Source organism: Blastococcus xanthinilyticus (assembly GCF_008124835.1).
GTDB lineage: Bacteria > Actinomycetota > Actinomycetes > Mycobacteriales > Geodermatophilaceae > Blastococcus > Blastococcus xanthinilyticus.
On the sequence record NZ_VNHW01000006.1, the window covers coordinates 108,442 to 134,101 of the forward strand.

Annotated in this window: 25 protein-coding genes and 1 pseudogene; 6 read left to right on the forward strand and 20 right to left on the reverse strand. The window is 75.4% G+C overall.

Annotated features, from left to right (window positions below):
* The first annotated feature begins 1 nt into the window (after nucleotide 1).
* Nucleotides 2–538 carry a Clp protease N-terminal domain-containing protein gene (locus BD833_RS11020; RefSeq protein ID WP_166533188.1) on the forward strand — a complete coding sequence of 179 codons (537 nt, stop codon included), beginning with the start codon at nucleotides 2–4 and terminating at the stop codon, nucleotides 536–538.
* Here BD833_RS11020 and BD833_RS11025 read toward each other — a convergent pair.
* The 4 genes from BD833_RS11025 to lepA form a co-directional block, all read right to left on the reverse strand.
* On the reverse strand, nucleotides 498–2,198 hold the full coding sequence (locus tag BD833_RS11025; RefSeq protein ID WP_243737593.1) for an MFS transporter: 1,701 nt from the start codon (nucleotides 2,196–2,198) through the stop codon (nucleotides 498–500). The two genes, BD833_RS11020 and BD833_RS11025, sit on opposite strands and share 41 nt — an antisense overlap.
* Nucleotides 2,199–2,220: 22 nt before the next feature.
* Nucleotides 2,221–2,934, reverse strand: a complete 714-nt coding sequence (locus BD833_RS11030) for an LppX_LprAFG lipoprotein (RefSeq protein WP_166533190.1) — start codon at nucleotides 2,932–2,934, stop codon at nucleotides 2,221–2,223.
* 63 nt (nucleotides 2,935–2,997) lie between these two features.
* On the reverse strand, nucleotides 2,998–3,651 hold the full coding sequence (locus tag BD833_RS11035; protein WP_166533191.1) for an MOSC domain-containing protein: 654 nt from the start codon (nucleotides 3,649–3,651) through the stop codon (nucleotides 2,998–3,000).
* Nucleotides 3,652–3,679: 28 nt separating this feature from the next.
* Nucleotides 3,680–5,530 carry a translation elongation factor 4 gene (gene lepA / locus BD833_RS11040; RefSeq protein ID WP_166533192.1) on the reverse strand — a complete coding sequence of 617 codons (1,851 nt, stop codon included), beginning with the start codon at nucleotides 5,528–5,530 and terminating at the stop codon, nucleotides 3,680–3,682.
* Between the two features lie 216 nt (nucleotides 5,531–5,746).
* Between lepA and rpsT the strand changes: the two genes are divergently transcribed.
* Complete coding sequence (gene rpsT, locus BD833_RS11045; RefSeq protein ID WP_166533193.1) at nucleotides 5,747–6,007, forward strand: 30S ribosomal protein S20; 261 nt, start codon at nucleotides 5,747–5,749, stop codon at nucleotides 6,005–6,007.
* 127 nt (nucleotides 6,008–6,134) lie between these two features.
* On the opposite strand, the gene holA is transcribed toward rpsT, so the two are convergent.
* From holA to BD833_RS11095, 10 genes and pseudogenes are all read right to left on the reverse strand, one after another.
* A complete protein-coding gene (gene holA / locus BD833_RS22980; protein WP_243737594.1) occupies nucleotides 6,135–7,136 on the reverse strand; it encodes a DNA polymerase III subunit delta in 1,002 nt (333 codons plus the stop codon).
* Nucleotides 7,137–7,473: 337 nt separating this feature from the next.
* Nucleotides 7,474–9,594 (reverse strand): annotated as a pseudogene (locus BD833_RS22985) (ComEC/Rec2 family competence protein); the annotation flags it as partial.
* Nucleotides 9,591–10,499 carry a ComEA family DNA-binding protein gene (locus tag BD833_RS11060; protein WP_166533196.1) on the reverse strand — a complete coding sequence of 303 codons (909 nt, stop codon included), beginning with the start codon at nucleotides 10,497–10,499 and terminating at the stop codon, nucleotides 9,591–9,593. The pseudogene BD833_RS22985 and the gene BD833_RS11060, both read right to left, overlap by 4 nt.
* Nucleotides 10,500–10,632: 133 nt before the next feature.
* Nucleotides 10,633–11,520, reverse strand: a complete 888-nt coding sequence (locus tag BD833_RS11065) for a DegV family protein (protein ID WP_166533197.1) — start codon at nucleotides 11,518–11,520, stop codon at nucleotides 10,633–10,635.
* Nucleotides 11,521–11,665: 145 nt separating this feature from the next.
* Nucleotides 11,666–12,415 (reverse strand): histidine phosphatase family protein, encoded by a 750-nt coding sequence (locus BD833_RS11070; RefSeq protein ID WP_166533198.1) that lies wholly within the window; start codon nucleotides 12,413–12,415, stop codon nucleotides 11,666–11,668.
* Nucleotides 12,412–12,840 (reverse strand): ribosome silencing factor, encoded by a 429-nt coding sequence (rsfS, locus tag BD833_RS11075; RefSeq protein WP_166533199.1) that lies wholly within the window; start codon nucleotides 12,838–12,840, stop codon nucleotides 12,412–12,414. The genes BD833_RS11070 and rsfS overlap by 4 nt, the downstream gene beginning before the upstream one ends.
* A complete protein-coding gene (gene nadD / locus BD833_RS11080) occupies nucleotides 12,837–13,574 on the reverse strand; it encodes a nicotinate-nucleotide adenylyltransferase (RefSeq protein WP_243737595.1) in 738 nt (245 codons plus the stop codon). The genes rsfS and nadD overlap by 4 nt, the downstream gene beginning before the upstream one ends.
* A gap of 315 nt (nucleotides 13,575–13,889) precedes the next feature.
* On the reverse strand, nucleotides 13,890–15,314 hold the full coding sequence (locus BD833_RS11085) for a vWA domain-containing protein (RefSeq protein WP_208092586.1): 1,425 nt from the start codon (nucleotides 15,312–15,314) through the stop codon (nucleotides 13,890–13,892).
* Entirely contained in the window at nucleotides 15,314–16,195 is an 882-nt protein-coding gene (locus BD833_RS11090; protein WP_166533200.1) for an AAA family ATPase, read from the reverse strand. The genes BD833_RS11085 and BD833_RS11090 overlap by 1 nt, the downstream gene beginning before the upstream one ends.
* 24 nt (nucleotides 16,196–16,219) lie before the next feature.
* A complete protein-coding gene (locus BD833_RS11095; RefSeq protein ID WP_208092587.1) occupies nucleotides 16,220–17,473 on the reverse strand; it encodes a glutamate-5-semialdehyde dehydrogenase in 1,254 nt (417 codons plus the stop codon).
* A gap of 86 nt (nucleotides 17,474–17,559) precedes the next feature.
* Between BD833_RS11095 and BD833_RS11100 the strand changes: the two genes are divergently transcribed.
* The 4 genes from BD833_RS11100 to BD833_RS11115 are packed head-to-tail and all read left to right on the forward strand — an operon-like array spanning nucleotide 17,560 to nucleotide 20,858.
* Nucleotides 17,560–18,564: a metal ABC transporter substrate-binding protein gene (locus BD833_RS11100; RefSeq protein ID WP_166533201.1), complete on the forward strand. Its 1,005-nt coding sequence runs from the start codon at nucleotides 17,560–17,562 to the stop codon at nucleotides 18,562–18,564.
* Nucleotides 18,561–19,412 carry a metal ABC transporter ATP-binding protein gene (locus BD833_RS11105; protein WP_208092588.1) on the forward strand — a complete coding sequence of 284 codons (852 nt, stop codon included), beginning with the start codon at nucleotides 18,561–18,563 and terminating at the stop codon, nucleotides 19,410–19,412. Before BD833_RS11100 ends, BD833_RS11105 begins: the two co-directional genes overlap by 4 nt.
* A 1-nt stretch (nucleotide 19,413) precedes the next feature.
* On the forward strand, nucleotides 19,414–20,442 hold the full coding sequence (locus BD833_RS11110; RefSeq protein WP_166533202.1) for a metal ABC transporter permease: 1,029 nt from the start codon (nucleotides 19,414–19,416) through the stop codon (nucleotides 20,440–20,442).
* On the forward strand, nucleotides 20,439–20,858 hold the full coding sequence (locus BD833_RS11115) for a Fur family transcriptional regulator (protein ID WP_166533203.1): 420 nt from the start codon (nucleotides 20,439–20,441) through the stop codon (nucleotides 20,856–20,858). The genes BD833_RS11110 and BD833_RS11115 overlap by 4 nt, the downstream gene beginning before the upstream one ends.
* A 46-nt stretch (nucleotides 20,859–20,904) precedes the next feature.
* On the opposite strand, the gene BD833_RS11120 is transcribed toward BD833_RS11115, so the two are convergent.
* The 6 genes from BD833_RS11120 to rplU all read right to left on the reverse strand — a co-directional run bounded on the left by BD833_RS11120 (nucleotide 20,905) and on the right by rplU (nucleotide 25,536).
* Entirely contained in the window at nucleotides 20,905–21,687 is a 783-nt protein-coding gene (locus BD833_RS11120) for an isocitrate lyase/PEP mutase family protein (RefSeq protein WP_208092589.1), read from the reverse strand.
* A gap of 20 nt (nucleotides 21,688–21,707) precedes the next feature.
* A complete protein-coding gene (locus tag BD833_RS11125) occupies nucleotides 21,708–22,190 on the reverse strand; it encodes a peptide deformylase (protein ID WP_166533204.1) in 483 nt (160 codons plus the stop codon).
* Nucleotides 22,191–22,221: 31 nt separating this feature from the next.
* Nucleotides 22,222–23,358: a glutamate 5-kinase gene (gene proB, locus BD833_RS11130; RefSeq protein WP_208092590.1), complete on the reverse strand. Its 1,137-nt coding sequence runs from the start codon at nucleotides 23,356–23,358 to the stop codon at nucleotides 22,222–22,224.
* Nucleotides 23,355–24,884: a GTPase ObgE gene (gene obgE / locus BD833_RS11135; protein WP_166533205.1), complete on the reverse strand. Its 1,530-nt coding sequence runs from the start codon at nucleotides 24,882–24,884 to the stop codon at nucleotides 23,355–23,357. The genes proB and obgE overlap by 4 nt, the downstream gene beginning before the upstream one ends.
* A gap of 75 nt (nucleotides 24,885–24,959) precedes the next feature.
* Nucleotides 24,960–25,217 (reverse strand): 50S ribosomal protein L27, encoded by a 258-nt coding sequence (gene rpmA, locus BD833_RS11140; protein ID WP_014375373.1) that lies wholly within the window; start codon nucleotides 25,215–25,217, stop codon nucleotides 24,960–24,962.
* 7 nt (nucleotides 25,218–25,224) lie between these two features.
* Complete coding sequence (gene rplU / locus BD833_RS11145; RefSeq protein ID WP_166533206.1) at nucleotides 25,225–25,536, reverse strand: 50S ribosomal protein L21; 312 nt, start codon at nucleotides 25,534–25,536, stop codon at nucleotides 25,225–25,227.
* Between the last annotated feature and the right edge of the window lie 124 nt (nucleotides 25,537–25,660).

Below are 25,660 nucleotides of genomic sequence, written 5' to 3' on the forward strand. Positions count from 1 at the left end.
CATGTTCGAGCGGTTCACCCCCGAGGCGCGGGCGGTCGTCGTCGGCGCCCAGCAGGAGGCCCGGACCCTGCACTCCCCGAGGATCGGCACCGAGCACCTGCTGCTGGCCCTCCTGCGGCGGTCCACCCCCTCCGCGGTGGTGCTCGCGCGGCACGGCCTGGCGGCCGACGAGGTCGCCGCCGACGTCGTCCGGCTGACCGGCAGCGACGACCTGGACGCCGACGCGCTCACCAGCGTGGGCATCGACCTCGACGCCGTCCGCAGCAGCGTCGAGGCCGCCTTCGGCCCCGGCGCGCTCGACGGCCCCGGGCGCGGCTCCGGGCGCAGCGGGCACATCCCGTTCACCCCGCGGGCGAAGAAGGTGCTCGAGCTCTCCCTCCGCGAGGCGCTGGCGATGAAGTCGCGGAGCATCGCCGACGGTCACATCGCGCTGGGACTGATCCGCGAGGGCGAGGGGCTGGCGATGAAGATCCTGCACGACCGCGGCCTCGACCCGGTCAGCCTCCGGCAGGACCTCGGGCTGCTGCTGAACTCCTGAGCAGCACCAGCGCCGCGACGGCGGCCAGGCCCGCGGCGATCGCGGCGCCGGCGAACACCGTGTGCAGCTGGGTGAGCAGCGCCGCCTCGGTGGCGAGGTCGTAGGCCGGGCAGTCCGCCGGGTTGGTGGGGCACACCTCCATCGGGGTGCCGATCGCCGCCACCTCGGCGGTGAACCGGCGCAGCGCCACCGCGGTGAGCAGCGACAACCCGGCCAGCATGCCGACGGTGCGGGCGACGACGGCCAGCGCACCGGCGCTGCCGTGCACCTCGGCCCGCGTCACGGCCAGCAGGACGGCGTTGACCGGCGCGATGGCCAGGCCGAACCCGAGCCCCGCGGCCAGCAGCACCACGGTCGACCAGGCGCCGTCGAGGGACCGGTCGTCCCAGCCGGTCATCGCGACGAAGGCGACGGCGGTCAGCGCCATGCCGGCCCCGGCGACGATCCGCGGCGGCACCACCCGGCACAGCCAGCCCCCGGCGACGGCGCCCACCGGCACGGCGATCAGCAGTCGCAGCAGGACCAGCGCGGCACCCAACTGGTCCCCCGGCGTCGTCGTGGCACGGGCGAACAGCGGCACGTCGACCAGCGCCGCCACCAGCGCCGCCCCGACGAAGAGGTTGACCAGGAGCGCGCCCCACGCGCCGACCGGCCGCAGCGCCGCCAGGGGCAGCACCGGGTCGGGGGTGCGCCGCTCGTGCAGCACGAAGAGCACCGCCGCGACGGCGGCCAGCGGCAGGAGCAGCTGCCCGTGCGCGACGACCTCCCGCTCGGGATCGGCCGCGGCGAAGGCCCAGACCAGCGCGCCCAGGGAGACCACGACCAGCGCCGAGCCGATGAGGTCGACCTCGCGGGCCAACCGCGGCAGCCCGCCCAGCGGCAGCACCGCGCCGGCGGGGTGCCGCAGGCTCCGGACCACCAGCGCCGCGGCGGCCAGCACGGTGGCCAGCAGCAGCGGGGTGCTCCACGCCGCCCCCTCGGCGAGCGGCACGTAGAGCAGCCCGAGCGTGACGTCCTCGGCGAGGGCGCCGGGCTCCGCCAGCAGCAGCCCGAGCGCGGTGGCGGCCAGGGCGGCGAGCACCAGCCCGAGCGGGTCGGGGCGGCGCACCCGCCCGGTGACCACGATCCCGGCCGCCAGGGCCAGCCCGAGCAGCAGGTTCAGCCAGAAGATCGCCCGCCAGTCGGACACCGCCAGCACCGCCGCACCGGCGAGCGGGCCGAGGACGGCGCCGGCCTCCTGGACCGCGCCCACGACGCCCAGCGGCAGGGCGCGCCGCTCCGGCGGCCAGCGGTCGGCCACCAGCGCCAGCGTGGCCGGGACCAGCCCGCCCGCCCCGATCCCCTGCAGGCCCCGGCCCACGACCGCGGGCCCGAGCGAGTCGGCCGTGGCGGTGAGCAGCGAGCCGAGGGCGAACAGCAGCAGGCAGCCGACGAGCACCGGCAGCCGCCCGCGCAGGTCGGCCAGCCGGCCCAGCAGCGGCAGCGTGGCGGTGTAGCCGAGCAGGAAGCCGCCCACGATCGGGGTGGCCTTCTGCAGCTCGTCCAGACCCACGCCGACCCCGGTGAGGATGTCGGGGAGCGCGAGGACGACGACGTAGGTGTCGGCCGCCGTCACCAGGACGGCGAGGGTGGCCAGCGCGATCGCCGCCGTCCCGGGCACCTGCCGGACGGCGGGCGCCGCGTCAGCCGGTGGGCGGCGCGCTGATCTCGACATCGGCCCCGAAGTCGCTGAGCTCGAGGGTGTAGGTGGCGTCCTCGTCGGCGGTGAAGAACGGTCCGGTCAGCTCTGCCCGGCGCAGCTCACCGCTCTCGGTGACGACGGAGAACCGCGCCTGCACCGGCTGGGACGGGTCCTCGCTGGCGAGCACCTGCTCGACGAGCTCGCCGGGCAGCTCGGCGGTCACCTCGCGGACCACCTCGCCGTCGACCCGGCGCTCCTCCCCCAGCTCCGCCGAGCTCGCCTCGGCGAGCAGCTGCGAGATGCCGGTCTCCGGGTCGAGCAGGTCGCCCGGGTCGCCGAAGCCGAACTGCGCCGGTTCGATCTCGCTGAACCCGCTGGTGAAGGGCAGCTCCGCGTAGACGGTGCCGTCGACCGACACGACCTGCAGGTCGAGGGTCGAGCCGAGCGCGAGCACCTGGAGCGTGCCGTCGAACGAGGCCGGCCGGGCGATGTCGCCCTCGCCGCCGACGAGCAGGGTGCCCGAGTCCGGCGCCCCCTCGCTGGCCAGCACGAAATGCGCGCTCTCCGCCTCGTCCAGGGTGCTCTTGGCCCGCTCGAGCAGCGCCGTCGCCGACTCCGCCGTCTCCTCCGGCTCGTCGGAGCTGCAGCCGGTCAGCACGGCACCGGTCAGCAGCGCGAGCACGAGCGCGGGTGCACCGGACCGGCGCAGCAGCATGGCGACCTCCACGTCGCGGCGGGGCTCCCCGCCGTCGCGGCGGACACTAGCGCGCCCCACGGTTCAGGCGCCGACGGCGCGGGCCTCGATCCGCGCGGCGACCGTGGCGCGGTTCCGCCGCGGCAGCACGTCCAGCGCGGCGGCCGTCTCGGGCAGGCGGTGCTTCTCCGTCGTCCAGGCGCGGAACGTCAGGTCGATCGTGACGCCGTGGTCCGGCCGCCCGACCACCTCGACGGGGTCGCCCGCGCCGATGTCACCGGTCTCGAGCACCCGCAGGTAGGCACCCGGCGCGCCGTGCGCGGTGAACCGCTTGACCAGCCGCGGCTCGTCCCAGAACCGGGCGAAGTTGGCACACGGGATGCGCGGGGCGGTCACCTCCAGCAGCGCCGTCCCGACGCGCCAGCGCTCGCCGAGGACGGCGCCGGTGAGGTCGAGCCCCGTCGTCCGCAGATTCTCGCCGAACATGCCCGGGGCCAGCTCGCGGCCGAGCTCCGCGATCCAGAAGTCGGCATCCTCCTGCGCGTAGGCGTAGACCTGCTGACCGTCGCCGCCGTGGTACCGGCGGTTGACCTGGACGTCGCCGTCCAGGCCGAGCTCGCCGACGGCGACCCGGCCGGCCACCGGCCGCTTGGCGATGCCGCTGCGGTTCGGCTTGCGGTCGGGCAGCGGCAGCAGGTCCGCGCCGGACACGCAGACGGCGTCGACCCGCCCGGTCACCTCGGCTCCGGTGCGCTCGTCCGCTCGCTCACTTGGGCTTGCTGGAGGCGGTCGACTCGTTGGTGGAGAGCGCGGCGACGAACGCCTCCTGGGGGACCTCGACGCGGCCGACCATCTTCATCCGCTTCTTGCCCTCCTTCTGCTTCTCCAGCAGCTTCCGCTTGCGGGTGATGTCACCGCCGTAGCACTTGGCGAGGACGTCCTTGCGGATGGCGCGGACGGTCTCGCGGGCGATCACCCGGGAGCCGACGGCGGCCTGGATGGGCACCTCGAACTGCTGGCGCGGGATGAGTTCGCGCAGCTTGCCGGCCATCGCCACGCCGTAGCTGTAGGCCTTGTCCTTGTGCACGATGGCGCTGAACGCGTCGACGGCCTCGCCCTGGAGCAGGATGTCCACCTTCACCAGCGAGGACTCCTGCTCACCGGCCTCCTGGTAGTCCAGCGAGGCGTACCCGCGGGTGCGGGACTTCAGCGCGTCGAAGAAGTCGAAGATGATCTCGCCGAGCGGCAGCGTGTAGCGGAGCTCGACGCGGGACTCGCTGAGGTAGTCCATCCCCCCGAGCTGGCCGCGGCGGCCCTGGCAGAGCTCCATGATCGCGCCGGTGTAGTCGCTGGGCGCGATGACGGTGGCGTTGACGATCGGCTCGAAGACCTTCTCGATCTTCCCCTCGGGCCAGTCGCTGGGATTGGTCACCGTGTGCTCGGTACCGTCCTCCATGATCACCCGGTAGACCACGTTCGGCGCCGTCGAGATCAGGCTGATGCCCGCCTCCCGCTCCAGCCGCTCGCGGACGATCTCCAGGTGCAGCAGGCCCAGGAAGCCGACGCGGAAGCCGAAGCCGAGCGCCGCCGAGGTCTCCGGCTCGTAGACCAGCGCGGCGTCGTTGAGCAGCAGCTTGTCCAGGGCCTCGCGCAGCAGCGGGTACTCGCTGCCGTCGATCGGGTAGAGGCCGGAGTACACCATCGGGCGGGGGTCGCGGTACCCGCCGATCGACTCCGTCGCCGGCTTGCTCGCCAGCGTGACGGTGTCGCCGACACGGGACTGGCGGACGTCCTTCACGCCGGTGATGAAGTAGCCGACCTCACCGACGCCGAGCGAAGGAACCGGCTTGGGCTCGGGCGAGATGACGCCGATCTCCAGCAGCTCGTGCGTGGCGCCGGTGGACATCATCTTGATCTTCTCGCGCCCGGAGATCCGCCCGTCGACGACCCGGACGTAGGTGATGACGCCGCGGTAGATGTCGTAGACCGAATCGAAGATCATCGCTCGGGCCGGGCCCTCGTCCAGGCCGGTCGGCGCCGGGATGTCGGTGACGATGCGGTCCAGCAGCTCGGGCACGCCCTCACCGGTCTTGCCGCTGACGCGCATGACGTCGTCGGGGTCGCAGCCGATGATGTGCGCGATCTCCGCGGCGTACTTCTCGGGCTGGGCCGCCGGCAGGTCGATCTTGTTGAGCACCGGGATGATCGTGAGGTCGTTCTCCAGCGCCAGGTAGAGGTTGGCCAGCGTCTGGGCCTCGATGCCCTGCGCGGCGTCGACCAGCAGCACGGCGCCCTCGCAGGCGGCCAGCGACCGGGACACCTCGTAGGTGAAGTCGACGTGGCCCGGGGTGTCGATCATGTCGAGCACGAACTCGGTGCTGGTGTCCGCACCGGTCCGCGGCGTCCAGGGCAGCCGCACGTTCTGGGCCTTGATGGTGATGCCGCGCTCGCGCTCGATGTCCATGCGGTCCAGGTACTGGGCGCGCATGTTCCGGCCCTCGACGATCCCGGTCACTTCCAGCATCCGGTCGGCCAGCGTCGACTTGCCGTGGTCGATGTGGGCGATGATGCAGAAGTTCCGGATGCGGGCCGGATCGGTGGCAGCAGGTGTCGTCACAGTGCGGCCATCGTCCCACGAACCCGGCCGGGGACGGGACCGGGCGCGGCGTCCGGTCCCGGCGCGGTGTGTGCGGGAAGTCCCTACGGCCCGGGGTTGGGGCCATCGGGCAGACGCTGGTAATCTCGCAAGCCGGTCCTGTGGCGCATGCCCGGACGCAGACTTCAGCACGACTGTCAGAAGTACTTCCTCCTGTCGAGACACCGAGGCTCACGCGTGGCGAACATCAAGTCCCAGATGAAGCGGATCAAGACCAACGAGAAGGCGCGCCAGCGCAACGTTGCCGTCAAGTCCGCCCTCAAGACGGCGGTCCGGCGCGTCCGCAGCGCCGCCGAGTCCGGGGACGCCGCTGCCGCGACCGCCGCCTACGAGGTGGCGGCCAAGCAGCTGGACAAGGCCGCCAGCAAGGGCGTCATCCACAAGAACCAGGCCGCCAACCGCAAGTCGGGTCTGGCCAAGCAGGTCGCCGGCCTCTGAGCCGGTGATCCCGCGCTCCGGCGCGGTGACGAACGAGCCCCTGTCCCCTCCGGGACGGGGGCTCGTCGCATGCCCGGACCCTTTCGCTGGGGGATGACGCGCGCCGCGCCCACCGGGCTCCCGGGGATCAGCGGCGGGCGCCGGTCCGTCCTCGTCCGGTCTCGATGCGGATCGTGACGATCCGCCGGATGGCCCGCTCGAGGGCGTAGTCCGCGCTGGCCGCGGCGCCCTTCACGTCGGCGTTGAGGTCGGCGGCGACGCCGAGCGCCTGCTGCAGCCCCTCGATGCTCCAGCCGCGGGCCTGCGCCTGCGCCTTCTTCACCTTCCAGGGCGGCATCTTCAGCGTGCGGGCCAGATCACCGGGATTGCTGGAGCTGAGCGAGGCGACCCGCGCGGCGGTGCGCACGCCGTCGGCGATGGCGTCGGCGATCAGCACGTGCGCGACGCCCCGGTCCAGGGCCCACCGGAGCATCTCGATGGAGCCGGCCCGGTCGCCGGTGAGCACCCGCTCGGCCACGGTGAAGCCCGTGACCTCGGCCTGCCCGCGGTGGAACCGGGCGACGTCGTCGGCGTCGATGCTGCCGCCGAAGTCGCTCACCAGCTGGCTGGCCGCGGCCGACAGCGACCGCAGGTCGGCGCCGATGGCATCGACCAGGGCGGTGACCGCGTCGGGGGTGATCCGGCCACCGAGGCGGCGCACCTCGTGGCGGACGAAGGCGATCCGGTCCCCCACCGAGCTCACCTTGGGGCACTCGTCGACCGCGGCACCGGCGGCCTTGAACGACTTGACCAGGGCCTCGTTGCGCTTGCCGCCGGCGTGCACGATGACCAGCGTGAGATCGGGGTCGGGGTCCTTCGCGTAGCCGGTCAGCGCATCGGCCAGCGCCCCGGCCGACTCCTGCACCCCGGTGACCACGACCAGCCGGTGGCCCCCGAACAGCGAGGGGGCCAGCACGTCGGCCAGCTGGCCGATCGGCAGCCCCAGGGCGGCCAGCTCGTGCAGCTCGGCATCGGGGTGGTGGCCGAGGACGGCGGAGCGCACGGCGCCGACCGCGCGGGCGCGGAGCAGCTCCTCCTCCCCGATCACCACCCGCAGGCGCGACGTGGGCTCGACGGGGGCTGCGGGCACGCCAGCATGGTGCCACGCGCTGCCGACACCCCCGGGGAGCCCGCCGGGCCGCCGGCGGCGGAACTGCGCCGCCGGATCCCGGGTCCGGCGGCGCCGCGGCCGCGACCCCACCGGCGGGCCCGCCCCGGGCGACGACCCCCCAGTCGCCGGCACGCCCCACGACGGCCAGGTCGCCGTCGCGGTCGGTCCGGTGCACCCGGATCCCGGCGTCGGCCAGCCAGCCCAGCAGGCGCGGCGCCGGGTGCCCGTAGGTGTTGTCCGCCGCCACGGAGATCAGGGCGACCTGCGCCCCCGTGGCGGCCAGGAAGTCCGGGTCGGCGTCGCCGCTGCCGTGGTGCGGGACCTTGAGCACGTCGGCACCCAGGTCGGTGCCCTCGCGCAGCAGGGCGGCCTCCTCGTCGGCGCCGATGTCGCCGGTGAGGAGCAACCGCAGCCCGCCGACCGATGCCCGGGCCACCAGCGACAGCCCGTTGGGATCGGCCGACGCGGTCGCGCGCCGGGGATCCGGGGCGAGCACCTCCAGCTGCACGCCGAGCAGCGAGCGCCGGTCCCCCGGGACCAGCACCTCGCGCACGCCCCCGGCGCGGCGCACCAGGGCGTCGACCACCGGCGCGCGGTCGTCGGCCGGCGCCAGGGTGCCGGTGGCCACCACCCCCACGGTGCGCCCGCCCAGCGCACCGGCGAGGCCCCCGACGTGGTCGGCGTCCAGGTGCGAGAGCAGCACGAGCGGAAGGTCGTCGATCCCCAGCCGGTCCAGGCACCGGTCGATGGAGGCGGCGTCCGGGCCGGCGTCGAGGAGGATCCCCTGCGCGTCCCCCACCGGCAGCACCAGGCCGTCGCCCTGGCCCACGTCGCAGGCGACGAGGACGGCACCGGCGGGCGGCCACCCGTCCAGCTCTTGGCGCACCGGCCAGGCGACGACCACGACTCCCACGAGCGCGGCCAGCCCCAGCGCGCGCAGCCGCGGAAAGCGCCAGCAGGCCCAGCCGACGGCGAGCAGGAGGGCGGCGAGCGCCGCGGCGCCCGGAACGCCGCCCGGCCACCCGGCGACCGCGTCGGGCGCGGCCGCGGCGCGCTCGGCCACCAGGACGATCCAGCGGACCGGCCACCCGGCCAACCAGACCAGCACGTCACCCGCCTCCGGCAGCGCCAGCCCGGCGGGCGCCGCGAGCAGTCCCAGCACGGTCGCGGGCAGCACCGCGGGCACGGCGAGCAGGTTGGCCGGCACCGAGACCAGGCTGACGGTCCCGTTGAGCCCGGCGACCAGCGGAGCGGTCGCCAGGCCGGCCGCGACGCTCACCGCGACGGCGTCGGCGGCCCACGCCGGCCATCTCCGGGTGCGCAGCCGCCGCGCCCACGGCGGAGCGAGCAGCACGATGGCGGCCGTGGCCGTGACCGACAGCGCGAAGCCCGGGTCCCGCGCGAACGCCGGCTCGACCAGCAGCAGCACCGTCACGGCGGCACCGAGAGCCGGTAGCGCCGCCCTCGGCCGCCCGGACGCGAGCGCGAGCAGCGTCACGGCGCCCATGGCGCCGGCGCGCAGCACGCTGGCGCTCGGCCGGGCCAGGATCACGAACCCCACCAGGGCGACCAGGGCCACGAGCGCCTGCACCCGGCGGTCGACGGCCCGTCGCCGCAGGGGGTGCAGCACGCAGGCGATCACGATCGCGACGTTGGCACCCGAGACGGCCGTCAGGTGCGCGAGCCCGGCGCTCCGGAACTCCTCGACGAGCAGCTCGTCCATCCGGCGGGTGTCCCCCACCACCAGCCCGGGCAGCAGCCCACCCGGCCGGGGGTCGAGGACGCGGGCCGAGGAGCCGGCCAGTGACTCCCGGAGCGCGCCGGCAGCCCGCTGGACGGCGCCGGCCTCCGCCACCGGCCGCGGCGGACCGCGCGCCGACAGGACGGCGACGACGTCGTCCCCCGCCTCGGGCAGGGACACCCCGGCACGGACGCGGACCACCTGGCCGGGCAGGCTGCCGACCCAGCCGTCGGCCGGCGCGAACACCAGGACGGGCGCCCGCAACCGGGCGTCGGTCGTCCCGTCGTCCAGCGCCGTGACGTCGGCCTCGAGCAGCACCCGGGGGGCGCCCGCCCCGGAGAGCCGGCGCGGGTCGGTGCGCACGACCAGGGTCACCTCCGCGGCGGCACCCGCCTCGGCGACGACCCGCAGCGGCGACGACTCGTGCGCGGCCGCCCCGGCCGCGGCGGCGCCCGCGGCGACGGTGATGCCGGCGAGCACCACGAGCGTGACCGCCGCCCGGGTGCCCCGGAGGCGGGCGACGACGACCGCGGCGACCAGCGCGGCACCCGCTCCCGCGGCGAGCACGCGCGATCCGAGGTGGGGCGCGGCCAGCCCGACGGCCCAGACCGCCGCGGCGACCGGCCACAGGCGCAGGTCCAGCCAGGTCCAGCGCTCGGGAGCGGGGGTGCCGAGCGGCTCGCGGGCAGCGGTCACACCGTCACCAGGTCGGCCAGCTCGGCCGCGATGGTCGGCCCGATCCCCGGGACGTCGTCGAGCTCGTCGACGCTGCGGAAGGGGCCGTTGCGGGTGCGGTGCTCGACGATCCGCTGGGCGAGCACCGGGCCGATCCCGGGCAGGGCGTCGAGGTCGGCGGCGCCGGCGGCGTTGAGGTCGACCGGTCCCGGTGGCGCCCCCGGGGACGCGGCGCCGTCCGGCGCCACGCCCGTACCGGCGCCTGGCACGCCCACCGCGATCTGCTGGCCGTCGGCCACGAGCGCGGCGAGGTTGACCGACGCCGGGTCGGCGTCGGGGAGCAGCCCTCCCGCGGCGGCGACCGCATCGGCCACCCGGGCGCCGGCGCGCAGGGAGACCAGCCCCGGACGCGCCACCCGCCCGACCACGGAGACGACCACCGGTGCGGAACCCGCGGCCGCCTCGGCGGACGGCGTGGCGGGGGCCGGGCTGCCCGGCGCCGGCGTCGTGCTCCCGGCCGCGGGCGACGTGGCGACGGGTGACGTGGCGGCGGGTGACGTGGCGGCGGGTGACGTGGCGGCGGGCGGGCTCACCGGCTCGACCCGGGGGCGGTCCAGCCACGTCCAGGTGAGCACCACGGCGACGGCGACGACCGCGGCCACCCACAGGGCGCGGACCCCTGAAGGACCGGCTCGCCAGCGGAGCGCGGTGCCCGGGGCCCGGTGCCTGCCCACCTCCCCGGGCAGGCCGTCGCCGGGGTCGGCCGGCACGTCGCCGCGGTCGTCGGCCCAGCCGACGGGCTCGGGTACCTCCTCGTCGGCCTCCTGCTCCGGCAGCCACCCGCCGGAGCCGTCGCGGTCCGCCAGGAGAGCCCGCAGCCGGGCGCGGATGATGTCCGCGTCGTCGCGGCGGGAGGTCAGGCGCACCCCGGCGACGCTAGGCAGCCCGGGACGGCCGGGCGGCCGTCGCGGCGGGGCTGTGGACGGCGACGCGGCTGTGGACGGCCGACCGGGCACCCGGCGGCCGCTCGGGCACGCTGCCCCGATGCGACGTCACCGCTCAGCGCGTGGGCTGGTCCCCCACCTCGTCCGCGGGCGCCCCGGCGTGCGGCGAGACGACCACCCCGACCGCGCCGGGCCCCACGTGCGCCCCGATGGCCGCGCCCAGCTCGCTCACGTGCAGCTCGCGCAGCGCGGGAACGCGCTCGCGCAGCTCGGCCACCAGCCGGTTCGCCCGCTCGGGCGCGGCCAGGTGGTGGACGGCGAGCGAGACCGGACCGTCGCCGGCGGTGTCGACGACGTGCTGCACGAGGCGGCTGAGCGCCCGGGCCGAGGTGCGCACCTTCTCGAGGGGGACGACCTTCCCGTCGAGCACGTGCAGCACCGGCTTCACCGCGAGCGCCGAGCCGAGCACGGCGGCGGCGGAGCCGATCCGGCCACCTCTCCGCAGGTGCTCCAGCGTGTCGACGACGAACAGCGTGCGGGTGCGCGCCGCGGTCTCGCGGGCCGCCAGTGCCACGGCCTCGCGGTCGGCGCCACGGGCCGCCGCCGTCGCCGCCTCCAGCACGGCGAACCCGGTGCCCATGGCCGCCGACCGGGAGTCGACCACCGAGACGATGTGCTCCCCCACCTGGGAGGCGGCGACCCGCGCGGCGTCCCAGGTGCCCGAGAGCTCCGCCGAGAGGTGCACCGACACCAGCCGGTCGGCCCCGGCGTCGAGCGCGGCCCGGTAGGCGGCGAGGAAGTCACCGGGCGTGGGCCGGGACGTGGACACCCGCTGGCCCCGCGTGGACAGCGCCCTGGCCACGTCCTCGGCGGAGATGTCCTCCCCCTCGCGCCCGGACCGGCCGGCGAGGACGACGTAGAGCGGCACGACGCGCACCCCGTGCTCCTGGGCGAGCGCGGGCGGCAGGTAGGCCGTCGAATCGGTGAGGACGGCGACGCGCACCGGGCGAGGCTAGCCGCCGTGCCCCGGCGGGGCCCCGCCGCCCGGGCGAAGGACAGGGCCGCCCGGGCGAAGGACAGGGCCGCCCGGGCGAAGGACAGGGCCGCCCGGGGTCAGGATGGGGCCGCCCGGCATCGGGACGGGTCGGTCAGCCGACCGCGTCGGCGTCCTGCGCCGGCTGATCGCCGTCGCCGGACCGCGCCCCGGGCGCCGGGTCGGCATGGAGCCGCTCCGCCGGGGGCACCGCCAGCCCCTCGGGCAGCGGGCCGGCCGACGAGTTGTGCCGCATCAGCCGCCAGCGCCCGCTCTGCCGGGCCAGCTCACTCCACGCACAGTTGCCCAGCGGGCCGAACACCCGCCGGTGGTCGGGGCCGAACTCCAGGAGCAGCTCGAGCAGGCGGCCGCTCGTGCCGCCGTGGGTCACCACGACCGCCACCTCGACCGGCGGGAGGTCGAGCAGCGCCGCGAGCACCCGCTCCCCGACCGTCGCCGGCTCCTCGCCGCCGCGGCCGCGGACCGGCCGTCCGGCCATCCAGTCGGCGTACTGCTCCGGGTGCCGGTCGGCGACCTCTGCCCGCGTCAGCCCCTCCCAGCTGCCCATGCCGTGCTCGCGCAGCCGGGGGTCCAGCTGCAGCGGCAGGTCGAGCACGCCGGTCAGGGCGCGAGCGGTCTCCGCGGCGCGCACCAGGTCGCTGGCGACGACCGCGGTGGACCGCCCGGCCAGCGCGGCCGAGGCCACCAGGTGCGGCGCCGCGTGCACCGCCTGAGCCCGGCCGACCTCGTCCAGCGGCGGATCCAGCTGCCCCTGGAAGCGGCCGGCCGCGTTCCAGGCGGTCCGCCCGTGCCGCCAGACCACCAGACGGGTCACCGGCAGCTCGGGGAGACCCGGGGAGGTCACTGGCCGGCCGTCTCCGCCACCGACGGGGAGCCGGCGCCAGGGGCCGCGTCCGGGGCGGCAGCGAGGGCGGCGTCGGTGAACGGGATGGTCGGGCAGTCCTTCCAGAGCCGCTCGAGGGCGTAGTACGCCCGCTCCTCGGCGTGCTGCACGTGGACGACGACGTCGACGAAGTCGAGCAGCACCCAGCGGGCCTCGGCCACGCCCTCGCGGCGCACCGGCTTGACGCCGTGCCCGCGCAGCCGCTCCTCGACCTCGTCGACGATGGCCTGGACCTGCCGCTCGTTGGGAGCCGACGCGAGGACGAAGGCGTCGGTGATCGCCAGCCGTTCGCTGACGTCGACGATCGAGACGTCGGTGGCCAGCTTGTCGGCAGCCGCCTGCGCGGCGACGAGCGCGGTCTCCCGTGCTTCGGCCGAGGCGGTCATCGGGGTACCTCCTGGAGGTGGGGATCGGTGGGGGGTGGTTCAGCGCCGGCGCCCTCGGGGCTGTTCCCGGGGTCGCCCGGCGGTGGGCGGTCGTAGGTGGCCCGGTCGCCGGCGGGGCGCCCGTCGGCAACGGCGGGCCGGCGGGAGGGCTGGCGGTAGAGCCCGCGCTTCTCGATGTACTGGACGACCCCGTCGGGCACGAGGTACCAGACCGGCATCCCCCGGCCCACGCGGGCGCGGCAGTCGCTGGAGCTGATGGCCAGGGCCGGGATCTCGACCAGGCTCACACCGCCCTCGGGGAGGTGGGAGTCGGCCAGGGTGTAGCCGGGACGGGTGACCCCGATGAAGTGCGCGAGCTCGAAGCACCGGGCGCCGTCCCGCCAGGTCATGATCTGGGCGAGCGCGTCGGCGCCGGTGATGAAGAACAGCTCCGCACCGGGCCGCTGGGCCTGCAGGTCGGTGAGGGTGTCGAAGGTGTAGGTCGGCCCCCCGCGGTCGATGTCGACCCGGCTCACCGAGAAGCGGGGGTTCGAGGCCGTCGCGATGACCGTCATCAGGTAGCGGTCCTCCGCGGGGCTGACCGCCTGGTCGCTCTTCTGCCACGGCTCGCCGGTGGGCACGAAGACCACCTCGTCCAGGCCGAACAGGCCGGCCACCTCGCTGGCGGCCACCAGGTGCCCGTGGTGGATGGGGTCGAAGGTCCCACCCATCACGCCGACTCGTCGTCCCGCCACCGTTCGAGCCTATCCGCACCGGCGCCGGGGCCGGTTCCGGAAGGACCGGCCCCCGTCGACGGGAGCCCCCGGCCGGCCGGTCCGGGCCCGCCGGCCGCGGCGACCGGCTCCCCCGTGCAGCCGGTCGCGCCCCGGCCGCGGTGGTGCCGACGGGCGGGTGCCGCGCGTCGGCACCCCGGTGACCAACGGGCCCGGCGGGGATCGGTTACGGGCGGCCGGCGATGCGCCCGTCGCCACACTTGTCGACGTCTCGACGTCTCGACGTCTCGACGGGTCGGCGGGTCGGCCCGTCGAGGAGTCGACTCGCCGACGTCCTCAGAGGGTGGTGACGAAGTCCGCCAGCTGCGCGGCGTTGCGGCACTCGACCATGTCGATGACCTCGCCGTAGCGGTCGGCCGCGGAGTCACCGCTGCCCCACATCCGACGCGGCTCCGGGTTCAGCCAGTGCGCCGAGCGGGCCTTCGAGACGAGGCCGGCGAGCACCGGGACGCCCGGCTGCCGGTAGTTGGTCCGCCCGTCGCCCAGCACCAGCAGCGACGTCTTCGGGCCGACGGCGGACGCCCAGCGGTCGGCGAAGACGTCGAAGGCGTTGCCGTAGTCGCTGTGCCCGTCGAAGGCGACCACCTGGGCCTCCCGGCCGATCCGGGCGATGGCGTCGGCGACGTCGACCCCGGGGCTGAAGAAGCGGGTCACCTCGTCGGTGGAGTCGACGAAGGCGAACGCCCGCACGCCGGTGAAGTGCTCGCGCAGCGCCTGGGTGAGCATCAGCGTGAAGTGGCTGAACCCGGCGACCGAGCCGCTGACGTCGCACAGCACGACCAGCTCGGGCTTGTGCACCTTGCGCGGCCGGTGGTGGGTGACCACCGGCACCCCGCCGGTGCCGAGCGAGGCGCGGACGGTCCTGCGGAAGTCCAGCCGGCCCTGGCGCCCCATCTTCCGACGGGCCGACAGCCGGACGGCGAGCCGGCGGGCCAGCGGGGCGACCGACCGCCGCAGCTCGGCGAGGTCTCCCGCCTGGGCCCGGAGGAAGTCGACCTGGTCGGCCAGCGGGCGGACGGCGTTCTTCGCCACCCGGTCGCGCCCCTTCTCCGCGGCCGTCCGCCGGCGCACCTCGGCCTCGACGGCGGTGCGGAAGGCGGCCAGCCGGTCGCGCACCGTCTGCCGGGCCACCTGCTCGGCCAGCCCGCCGCGGTCGCCGTCGCCGAGCAGACCGGCCAGCAGCTGGGCCACCAGGGTGTCCGGGGAGAGCGCCCGCATGACCCGGTAGCTGAAGTACGACTGGCCCGACGGGGTCGGCTGACCCTGGCCCAGCTGGTCGACCGCGTCCCGGGCGAACCGGCGCAGGGCCTCCGGATCGCCGTCCGCCAGCAGGCGCAGCAGCTCGTCGCGCATCAGCTGGGCCAGCGCGGCGTCGTCGGGGACGTCGAGCGTCGACTCCCCCGGCCGGCCCGTGTCCTCGTCCTCGTCGTCGCCGGAGGCCGGCCGGTCGCCCAGCGGCCACCACAGGTCGAACAGGACGTCGTAGGCCGGGCGCTGCGCGGCCCGCTGGAGGAGCACCGCGGCCAGCCCATGGCGGAGCTGCTCGCGGTCGAGCAGGTCCACGACGGTGAGGATCTCCGCGGCGTCGACGGCCTGGCTGATCCCCACCGGGACGCCGGCGTCGCGGACCGCCCGCACGAACCCGTCCAGGTGACCGGCGAGCCCACCGGGTTCCCGGACCGGTGCGTGCGGCTGCCCCATCAGTTCAGCCGCAGCTCGGCCGCGGCCCGGGTCTGGTCGCTCGCGTGCTTGAGCACCACCCCGAGGGTGGAGGCCATCGCGGGCTCGTCGAGGGTGTCCAGGCCCAGCTCCAGCAGGGTCTGGGCCCAGTCGAGGGTCTCCGAGATCGACGGCGACTTCTTCAGCTCCAGCCCGCGCAGCGCGCGGACGGTGCGGACCAGCTGGTCGGCCAGGCCCGGCGCGAGGTCGGGCACCCGCGAGAGCACGATCTCCCGCTCCCGCTCGGCCGACGGGTAGTCCAGCGCCAGGTAGAGGCAGCGCCGCTTGAGCGCCTCGGAGAGCTCCCGGGTGGCGTTGGAGGTGAGGACCACCATCGGCCGGCGGGTGGCCGTGATGGTGCCCAGCTCGGGGATGGTCACCTGGAAGTCGCTGAGCACCTCCAGCAGCAGGCCCTCCACCTCGACGTCGGCCTTGTCGGTCTCGTCGATGAGCAGCACGGTGGGGTCGGTGCGGCGGATGGCGGTGAGCAGCGGCCGGGAGAGCAGGAACTCCTCGCCGAAGATGTCGTCGTGGACGGTGTCCCAGTCGGCCCCGCCACTCCCCTGCGCCGCCTGGATGCGCAGCAGCTGCTTCTTGTAGTTCCACTCGTACAGCGCGCGGGCCTCGTCCAGGCCCTCGTAGCACTGCAGCCGGATGAGCTCCGATCCGGTCGCCGTGGCCAGCGCCTTGGCCAGCTCGGTCTTGCCCGTCCCGGCCGGCCCCTCCACCAGCAGCGGCTTGCCCAGCCGGTCGGCGAGGAAGACCGTCGTCGCGATCTGCGCGTCGGGCAGGTAGCCGGCGGTGGACAGCCGCTTGCTGACGTCCGCGACCGACGAGAAGTTCGGGGACTGCTGGCGGGGCATGCGGCTCCTCGATCGGGCGAGCGGTCAGCGCGTGTGGCCGGACCCGGTGACGACGTAGGTGGTGGTGGTGAGTTCGGGCAGCCCGAGCGGGCCGCGGGCGTGCAGCTTCTGGGTGGAGATGCCGATCTCCGCGCCGAAGCCGAACTCACCCCCGTCGGTGAACCGGGTGGAGGCGTTGACCAGCACGGCCGCGGCGTCGACGCCGGCGGTGAACTCGGCGACGGCGCGGGCGGAGTCCGCGACGATCGCCTCGGTGTGGCCCGTGCTCCACCGCGCGATGTGGTCGAGGGCCTGCGGCAGGTCGTCGACGATCCGGACGGCCATGTCCATCGACAGGTACTCGGTCGCCCAGTCCTCGTCGGTGGCCGGCTGCACGCCGTCGTGGGCGGCCCGCGCCGCGTCGTCGCCGTGCAGCGTCACGCCGGCACCGGCGAGCGCGGCCAGCAGCCGCGGGAGGAACGGCACGTCGCGGTGCACGAGCAGCGTCTCGGCGCTGTTGCAGACGCTCACCCGGTGCGTCTTGGAGTTGAGCACGACGGCTTCGGCGATCTCCGGGTCGGCCGAGGCGTCGACGTAGACGTGGCAGTTGCCCTCGCCCGTCTCGATCACCGGCACCCGCGATTCCCGCACCACCCGCTGGATCAGCGAGGCGCCGCCGCGCGGGATGACGACGTCGACCAGGCCACGCGCGTTCAGCAGCTCGCCCACCGACGCGCGGTCGGCCGGCAGCAGCTCGACGAAGCCGGCAGGCAGGCCGGCCTTCTCCCCCGCCTCGGCGAGGACCGCGAGCAGCGCGGTGTTGGTGCCGAACGCCGACGCCGAGCCGCGCAGCAGCGCCGCGTTGCCGCTCTTGAGGCACAGCCCCGCCGCGTCGACGGTCACGTTGGGGCGGGCCTCGTAGACGATCCCCACCACGCCCAGGGGCACCCGTACCTGCTTCAGCTCGAGCCCGTTGGGCAGCCGCGACCCGCGGACGACGTCGCCCACCGGGTCGGGCAGCGCGACCAGCTGGCGCAGCGCGTCGGCGACCCCGACGACCCGCCCGGCATCCAGCCGCAGCCGGTCGACGATCGCCTCGGGCGTGCCGTCGGCCCGGGCCGCGGCGACGTCGGCCGCGTTCGCGGCCAGGATCTCGTCGGTGCGGTCCACCAGCGCCTCGGCCATCGCCGCCAGCGCGGCGTCCTTGGTGTCCGTCGGCAGCGTGCGCAGCACCCGGGAGGCGGCCTTCGCGCGCAGCGCGGCGGCACCGATCAGCGGCAGGCCGGAGACGTCGGACACACCGGGATCCTACGCGCGCGCCCGTTCGGGTTCCCCGAGCGCGACCGGGCGCCGGTCAGACCGCGCCCTGTGTGAGAATGATTCCCATGCACACGTTCTCGATGCGCCGGAGCGCGCTCGTGCTCGGTTCGGCCACGTGCCTGCTGCTCGCCGGCTGCGGCGGCGGGGAGACCGGCGGCAGCGGGGCGGCCGAGGGCGAGCTGTCCGTGCTCGCCGGCTTCTACCCGCTGCAGTGGGCCGCCGAGCAGGTCGGCGGCGACCGCGTGTCGGTCACCTCCGCCACCCCGCCCGGCGCCGAGCCGCACGACCTGGAGCTCACCCCGCAGGACGTCGCCGCGATCTCCGAGGCCGACCTGGTCGTCCACCTGGAGGGCTTCCAGCCCGCCCTGGACGAGGCGGTCGAGTCGGAGGCCGGCGACGCCGGGTGGGACGCCGGCCAGGCCGCCGACCTCTCGCTGACCCTCACCGGCGGGCACGACCACGCCCACGAGGACGAGGCCCACGCCGCCGAGGAGGAGCACGCCGAGGAGGAGGCCCACGCCGAGGAGGAGCACGCCGAGGGCGAGGAGTCGGTCGACCCGCACTTCTGGCTGGACCCCACCCGCCTGGCCGACGTCGCCGACGCGATGGCCGACCGGCTCACCGAGCTGGACCCGGACGGCGCGGACACCTACGCGGAGAACGCCGCGGCCCTGCGCGCCGAGCTGGAGGCCCTCGACGCGGAGCTGCAGGACGCGCTCTCGACCTGCGCGGTGGACACCCTGGTGACGAGCCACGACGCCTTCGGCTACCTCGGCGACCGCTACGGTCTGGAGGTGGTCGGCATCAACGGTCTCAGCCCGACGCAGGAGCCCAGCGCCGCCCAGCTCGCCGAGATCACCGAGCTGGTGGCCGACCGCGCCGTCACCACGGTCTACACCGAGACGCTGGTCGATCCCGCGGTGGCCGAGACCGTGGCCACGGAGGCGGGCGTGCAGACCGCCGTCCTCGATCCGATCGAGGGGCTGACCGACGAGTCGGCCGGCGACGACTACCTCGAGGTCATGCGCGCCAACCTGGCCACCCTCCAGGAGGGTCAGAACTGCTCGTGACCGGTCACCCCCTCGCCGAACAGCACCCCACGGAGCCCGATCGCGCCCCCGCGATCGGGCTCCGCGGCGCCAGCATCGGCTACGGCGACGTCCCCGTGGTCCAGGACGTCGACCTCAGCGTGCGCCCCGGCGAGGCCGTCGCCGTCCTGGGGTCCAACGGATCGGGGAAGACCACCCTCGCGCGCGGCCTGCTCGGCCTGGCCTCCGTGCTCGGCGGGGACGTGACCGTGCTCGGCGCGCCCGTGGGGCGGCTGCGCGAGCGCGGCCGGGTCGGCTACGTGCCGCAGCGGCACACGGTGACCGGCGCGGTGCCGGCCACCGTCCGCGAGGTGGTCGGCGTCGGCCGGCTCGCCCGGCGGGGGCTGCTCGGCCGGCCGACGGCCGCGGACCGTGCCGCGGTCGCCGAGGCGATCGCCGCGGTGGGGCTCGGCGACCGGGAGCGCGATCCGGTGGCGTCCCTGTCGGGCGGGCAGCAGCGCCGTGTGCTCGTGGCCCGCGCACTCGCCGCCGAGCCGGAGCTGCTGATCATGGACGAGCCGACCGCCGGGGTCGACGCCGCCAACCAGGAGACCCTCGCCCGGGTCCTGGCCGAGGTCTCGGCGGCCGGGACCACTCTGCTGGTCGTCACCCACGAGGCCGGCCCGCTCGCCGGGGTGCTGACCCGCGCGGTCGTCGTCGACCACGGGCGGATCCGCTACGACGGGCCGCTCGCCGAGGCCGGCCCTCTCGCCGGCGACGCCGGGCACCACCACCCGGGGGACGCGGAGGACCGCCGCGGCACCGCCTACCGCCAGCACCAGCCGTGGACGTCGTCCCGGCCGGTGCACGCCCGCGACGGGGAGCAGTGACGTGGAGATCCTCCAGTACGAGTTCATGCAGCGGGCCCTGCTGGCCTCGCTGATGGTGGGCGTGACCGCACCGGCGGTCGGCGTCTTCCTGGTGCAGCGCCGGCTGTCGCTGCTGGGCGACGGCCTGGGGCACGTGGCCCTCGTCGGCGTGGGCGTCGGCGTCCTCACCTCGAGCGCGCCGGTGGGTGCGGCGCTGGTGGCTGCGATCGCCGGGGCGGTGCTCATCGAGCTCGTCCGCGCCCGCGGCCGGACCAGCGGCGACGTCGCGCTCGCCGTGCTCTTCTACGGCGGCATCGCCGGCGGCGTGGTGCTGCTCAGCCTGGCGCCCCCCGGTCAGGCGACCAACCTCGACGCCTACCTGTTCGGGGCGATCACCACCACGAGCACCGGCGATCTGGTCGCGTTCGGCGTCATCACCGTGGTGGTCCTGTCCGTGGTCGGGCTGCTGGGGCAGCGGCTGTACGCGGTGAGCGACGACGAGGAGTACGCCCGCGCGGTGGGCCTGCCGGTGCTGGCGCTCAACGTGGTGCTCGCCGCGCTCGTCGCCTCGACGGTCGTGCTGTCGATGCGCGTGGTCGGCCTGCTGCTGATCAGCGCGCTGATGATCCTGCCCAGCGCGGTCGCCCAGCTGCTGGCCGGCAGCTTCCGCCAGGCCGTGCTGCTGGCCTGCGGCATCGGCCTGGTGGTCAGCGTCACCGGCACCACGGCCTCGTACTACACGGGCACGCCCTCGGGCGGCACGATCGTGCTGCTGGCGATCGCCCTGTTCCTGCTCGTCACGCTGGCTGTCGCCGTCCGGGAGGCCACGGGCCGGCGGCGGCACCGGCGTAGGGTCGGCCTGCACGCCGCCCACCCCCACGAGCACGGGGAGGACTGCGGCCACCGGCCCGTCCCGCACGGCGACCACGTGGACTACGACCACGACGGCCACCTGCACGCACCGCACCGGACCGGCACGGGCGTGCACTACGACGAGCACGGCGCGCACCCGGTGACGACGCCGGCGGAGGGAAAGGCAGGCCGACCGTGAGCTCCCCCGACACCGTTCCCCCTGCCCGCCGGCAGACCCGCCAGCGGACCGCCGTCCTGGAGCTGCTCGACGAGCTCGACGGGTTCCGGAGCGCCCAGGACCTGCACTCGCTGCTGCGCGAGCGCGGCGACTCGGTGGGCCTGGCGACGGTCTACCGCACGCTCCAGTCGCTGGTGGACGAGGGCCGGCTCGACGTACTGCGCAGCCCGGACGGCGAGGCCGCCTACCGGAGCTGCTCCCCCAGCCACCACCACCACCTGGTCTGCCGGTCGTGCGGCCGGACGGTGGAGGTGTCCGACCCGCCGGTGGAGCGGTGGGCGGCCCGGATCGCCGCCGAGCACGGCTTCGCCGACGTGCAGCACGAGCTCGAGGTCTTCGGCACCTGCGGGAGCTGCGCCGCACCACCCGGGCGCTGAACCCCGCGGATGACGGGCACCGGGCGGGGCGGCTGCGCCCGGACGGTCAGTTCAGGGCGCGGGTCCCGGCCGGCAGCGTGCCGCCCGCGCCGATCTCGATGGCGGCGTCCTGCAGGGCGGTGAGGGCGACGCGTTGGGTGAACGGGCCGGTGGAGACGCGGGCGACCCCGAGCTCCTGCATCTCCCGGGCCGGCAGCGAGGCGCCGGGCACGCTGATCAGCGTCAGCCTGCCGCGCCCCAACCCCTCGACGACCTCGGCGATCTCGTCGCGGTCGACCAGGCGGGGCACGAAGACGACCGGCGCACCGGCCTCCAGGTACGCGCGGCCGCGGCGGATCGCCTCGGCGACGAGTTCGCCGCGGTCGGCGCCCTCGGGCGCGCGGACGAACGCGTCGGTGCGGGCGTTGAGCACGAAGTCGATGCCGGCGTCCCGTCCGGCGCGCAGCACCGCCTCGACGGCGGCGACCGCCTCGTCCAGCGGCTTCATCTGGTCCTCGAGGTTGCCGCCCACGACGCCGGCCCCGATGGCCCGGCGCGCGGTCTCGCCGGCGTCGCCGTAGCCGGCCTCCATGTCCATGCTCACCGGCAGGTCCACCGCGTCGGCGATCCGCCGGACCATGTCCAGGTGGAGATCGAGCGGGATGTTCTCGCCGTCCTCGTAGCCGAACGTCGCGGCGATGCCGTGGCTGGCCGTGGCGAGCGCCCGCACCCCGTCGGTGGCGGCGACGACCCGTGCGGAGACGACGTCCCAGACGTTGGCCAGGACGAGGATCTCCGGCGCCGTGTGCAGGTCGAGGAAGGTGCGGGCGCGGGTGGCGAGGTCGATCACGCGGGAACCGTACGACGGGCTCAGCGCTCCCGCAGCGCCCGCAGGGCGGACTTCCGGGCGTCCCCGGTGAGCCGGTCCAGGAACACCTTCCCGTCGAGGTGGTCGACCTCGTGCTGGAGGCAGCGGGCCATCAGCCCCTCCCCCTCCAGCCGCAGCGGTTTGCCGTCGACGTCGAAGCCCTCCGCGACGCAGCGCATCGCCCGGACCGTCGGCGCCCAGATCCCCGGCACCGACAGGCAGCCCTCGTCGCCGTCCTGGATCTCCTCCGAGCGCTCGACGATCACCGGGTTCACCAGGTGCCCGATGACGCCGTCGATGTTGTAGGAGAAGGCGCGCACGTTGACGCCGATCTGGGGTGCGGCGACCCCGGCCCGGCCGGGGTGGTCGACGGTCTCCTCCAGGTCGCGGACCAGCGCGGCCAGCCAGCCGTCGAAGGCCCGCACCGGGTCCGAGGGTGTGCGCAGCACCGGGTCGCCGAGTTCGCGGATGGGGCGGATCGTCACCGGGGCAGTCTCTCAGCCGAGGTCGCGGGGCTCAGCGCAGGCGTCCGACCAGCACCATCTCGTCGCGGTGCACGACCTCCCGGCGGTGCTCGGGCGGCAGGTCGCCGGTCTTGCGGCCGAGGAGGGCGGGCATCTCGCGGGCGTCGTAGGCCACCAGCCCGCGGGCGACGACGGTCCCGTCCGGGCCGACCAGCTCGACCGGGTCGTCGGCGAGGAACTCCCCCGCCGTGCCGGTGATGCCGGCCGCCAGCAGCGAGGCGTGCCGTTCGCGGACGGCGACGACCGCGCCCTCGTCGAGGAGCAGCCGGCCGCGCGGTCGGCTGGCGTAGCGCAGCCAGAACTGCCGGGCGCTGGGGCGCCTGCCCATCGCGGCGAACAGGGTGCCCACGCGCTCACCGGCCAGCGCCTGCGCGGCCTGCGGCGTCGAGGTGACGACGACGGGCACGCCCGCGTGCGCGGCGATGAACGCGGCCTCGACCTTGGTGGCCATCCCGCCCGTGCCGACGCCGTTGCGGCTCGCCGACCCGAGGGTCACCGCGGCGAGGTCGGCCGGGTCACGCACCGTGTCGACCAGCTGCGCGGGGCCGGTGCGCGGGTCACCGTCGTAGACGCCGTCGACGTCGGAGAGCAGCACCAGCCCCGCCGCCTGGGCGACGTGCGCCACGAGCGCGGCCAGCCGGTCGTTGTCGCCGAACCGGATCTCCTCGGTGGCGACCGTGTCGTTCTCGTTGACGATCGGCAGCACGCCCAGGCTCAGCAGCCGCTCCACCGTCCGGTGGGCGTTGCGGTAGTGGCTGCGCCGGGTCAGGTCGTCGGCGGTCAGCAGCACCTGGCCGACCGTGATGCCGTGCCGGGCGAAGGCGTCGGCGTAGGTCTGCACCAGCCGCAGCTGCCCGACGCTGGCGGCCGCCTGCGCGGTGGCGAGGTCGCGCGGGCGCCCGTCGAGCCCGAGCGGGGCCAGGCCCGCGGCGATCGCCCCGGAGGACACCAGCACCACCTCGCGGCCCGACGCCCGCACGCCGGCGAGCACCTCGACCAGGGCGGTCAGCCGGTCGACGTCCAGGCCGCCCGGCAACGTGGTCAGCGACGAGGACCCCACCTTGACCACGACCCGGCCGGCACCCGCGATCTCCGGGCGCGCGACCGCGGCGAGGGGCGCGCCGCTCACCGCTCGTCCGGGTCGGCCCCGGCGGGGGCGTCCAGCCCCTCGAGATCCTCGTCGGTCCAGCCGTCGTCGGTGACCTCGAACGGCACCCGGCGGGCACGCTTGGCGGCGAGCCGCTCGGAGGCGCCGATCCGCTCGACGCGCTCCAGCCGGTTGTCGGTGCCGCGGCCGCCGAGGCCGGAGGACTCCTCGGCGGTGAGCGTGCCGGCCGGCAGCGTCGGGGCCCAGTCGAAGGTGACGTCGCCGATGGTGACCGCGTCGCCCTCGCGGGCACCCGCCTTCGCCAGCTGCTCCTCGACGCCGAGCCGGTTGAGCCGGTCGGCCAGGTAGCCGACCGCCTCGTCGTTGGTGAAGTCGGTCTGGCGCACCCAGCGCTCCGGCTTGGCGCCCCGGACGACGAACGCCTCGGCGTCGTCGGGGTCGCGCTCCACGGTGAAGCCGGTGTCGTCGACCGCCCGGGGGGTCAGCGTGATCCGCACCGGCTCCGGCGCCGGGAGGGCGGCCCGGTGCTCCTCGACCGCCGCGGCCAGCGCGTAGCCGAACGCGGCCAGCCCCTCACCCGTCGCCGCGCTGACCGGGAAGACCTGCAGGCCGCGCTCCTCGAGCGAGGCGCGCACCAGGTCGACCAGCTCGCGGCCGTCGGGCACGTCGATCTTGTTGAGCACCGCGATCCGGAGCCGGCCCACCAGATCCAGCTCCTCGTCGCCGGCCGCGGCGTCGGAGTACTGCGCGAGCTCGTGCTCGAGCGCCTCGATGTCGCTCTCGGGATCGCGGCCCGGCTCGATCGTGGCCATGTCGACGACGTGCACCAGGACCGCGCAGCGCTCGACGTGCCGCAGGAACTGCAGCCCCAGCCCCTTGCCGCTGGACGCGCCGGGGATCAGGCCGGGCACGTCGGCCATCGTGTAGACCACGTCACCGGAGCGGATCACGCCGAGGTTGGGCACCAGGGTGGTGAACGGGTAGTCGGCGATCTTCGGCCGGGCCGAGGACATCGCGGCGATCAGCGACGACTTGCCGGCCGAGGGGTACCCGACCAGGCCGACGTCGGCGATGCTCTTGAGCTCCAGGACGGCGTCGAACGCCTCACCGGGCTCGCCCAGCAGCGCGAAGCCGGGGGCCTTGCGGCGGGGGTTGGCGAGCGCGGCGTTCCCGAGGCCGCCCTTGCCGCCGTGCGCGAGCACCACCCGGGTGCCGGCGCCCATGAGGTCGGCGACCACGCGCCCGTCGGACGTGCTGACGACGGTGCCCTCGGGAACCCGCAGGACGCGGTCCTCACCCTGGGCCCCGTGCCGGTTGCTGCCGGCGCCGGGACGGCCGTTGGCCGCCTTCTGGTGCGGGCGGTGGTGGAAGTCCAGCAGGGTGTGCACGTTGGGGTCGACCTCGAGGATGACGTCCCCGCCGTCCCCGCCGTTGCCCCCGTCGGGGCCGCCCAGCGGCTTGAACTTCTCCCGGTGCACCGAGGACACGCCGTGCCCGCCGTTCCCGGCAGCGACGTGGATGGTGACGCGGTCGACGAATGCGGCCATGTGTCAGCTACTCCTGAAACGCCGCGAGCGCACGGGCCCAGGCCCGTGCGCTCGCGAAGCGGTTCGTTCGAGTGCTCAGGCCTCGACCGCGGTGATGGAGACGGTCTTGCGTCCCCGTCGCGTGCCGAAGGTGACCGAGCCCGGTGCGAGGGCGAACAGCGTGTCGTCGCCGCCGCGGCCGACGCCGAGGCCGGGGTGGAAGTGGGTGCCGCGCTGGCGCACGATGATCTCGCCCGCCTTCACGACCTGCCCACCGAAACGCTTCACGCCGAGGCGCTGGGCGTTCGAGTCACGACCGTTGCGGGACGACGAGGCGCCCTTCTTGTGTGCCATGTCGGCGTCAGCCCTTCGAGATGTCGCGGATCACGACGCTGGTCAGGGGCTGACGGTGCCCCTGCCGCTTGTGGTATCCGGTCTTGTTCTTGAACTTGTGGATGTGGATCTTCGGGCCCTTGCCGTGCTCGATGATCTCACCGGTCACGGTCACCTTGGCCAGGGCCGCCGCGTCGCTGGTGACGGTCTCGCCGTCGACCAGCAGGATCGCCGGGAGGGCGACGGTGTCGCCCGCCGCACCCTGCAGGCGGTTGATCGTGAACGTGTCGCCCACGGCCACCTTGTGCTGGCTGCCACCGGCCTTCACCACTGCGTACACCACTGACTCCTCGTTCGCTTCTTCACGTCAAGCTCTGTGTCCGGCGCGCACGACCGGAGCGGGTGCCGGGTGCTTGGACGGATTGCGCACGCCGTCCCGGCGGCACCCTGGGGCGCCCGCGCGG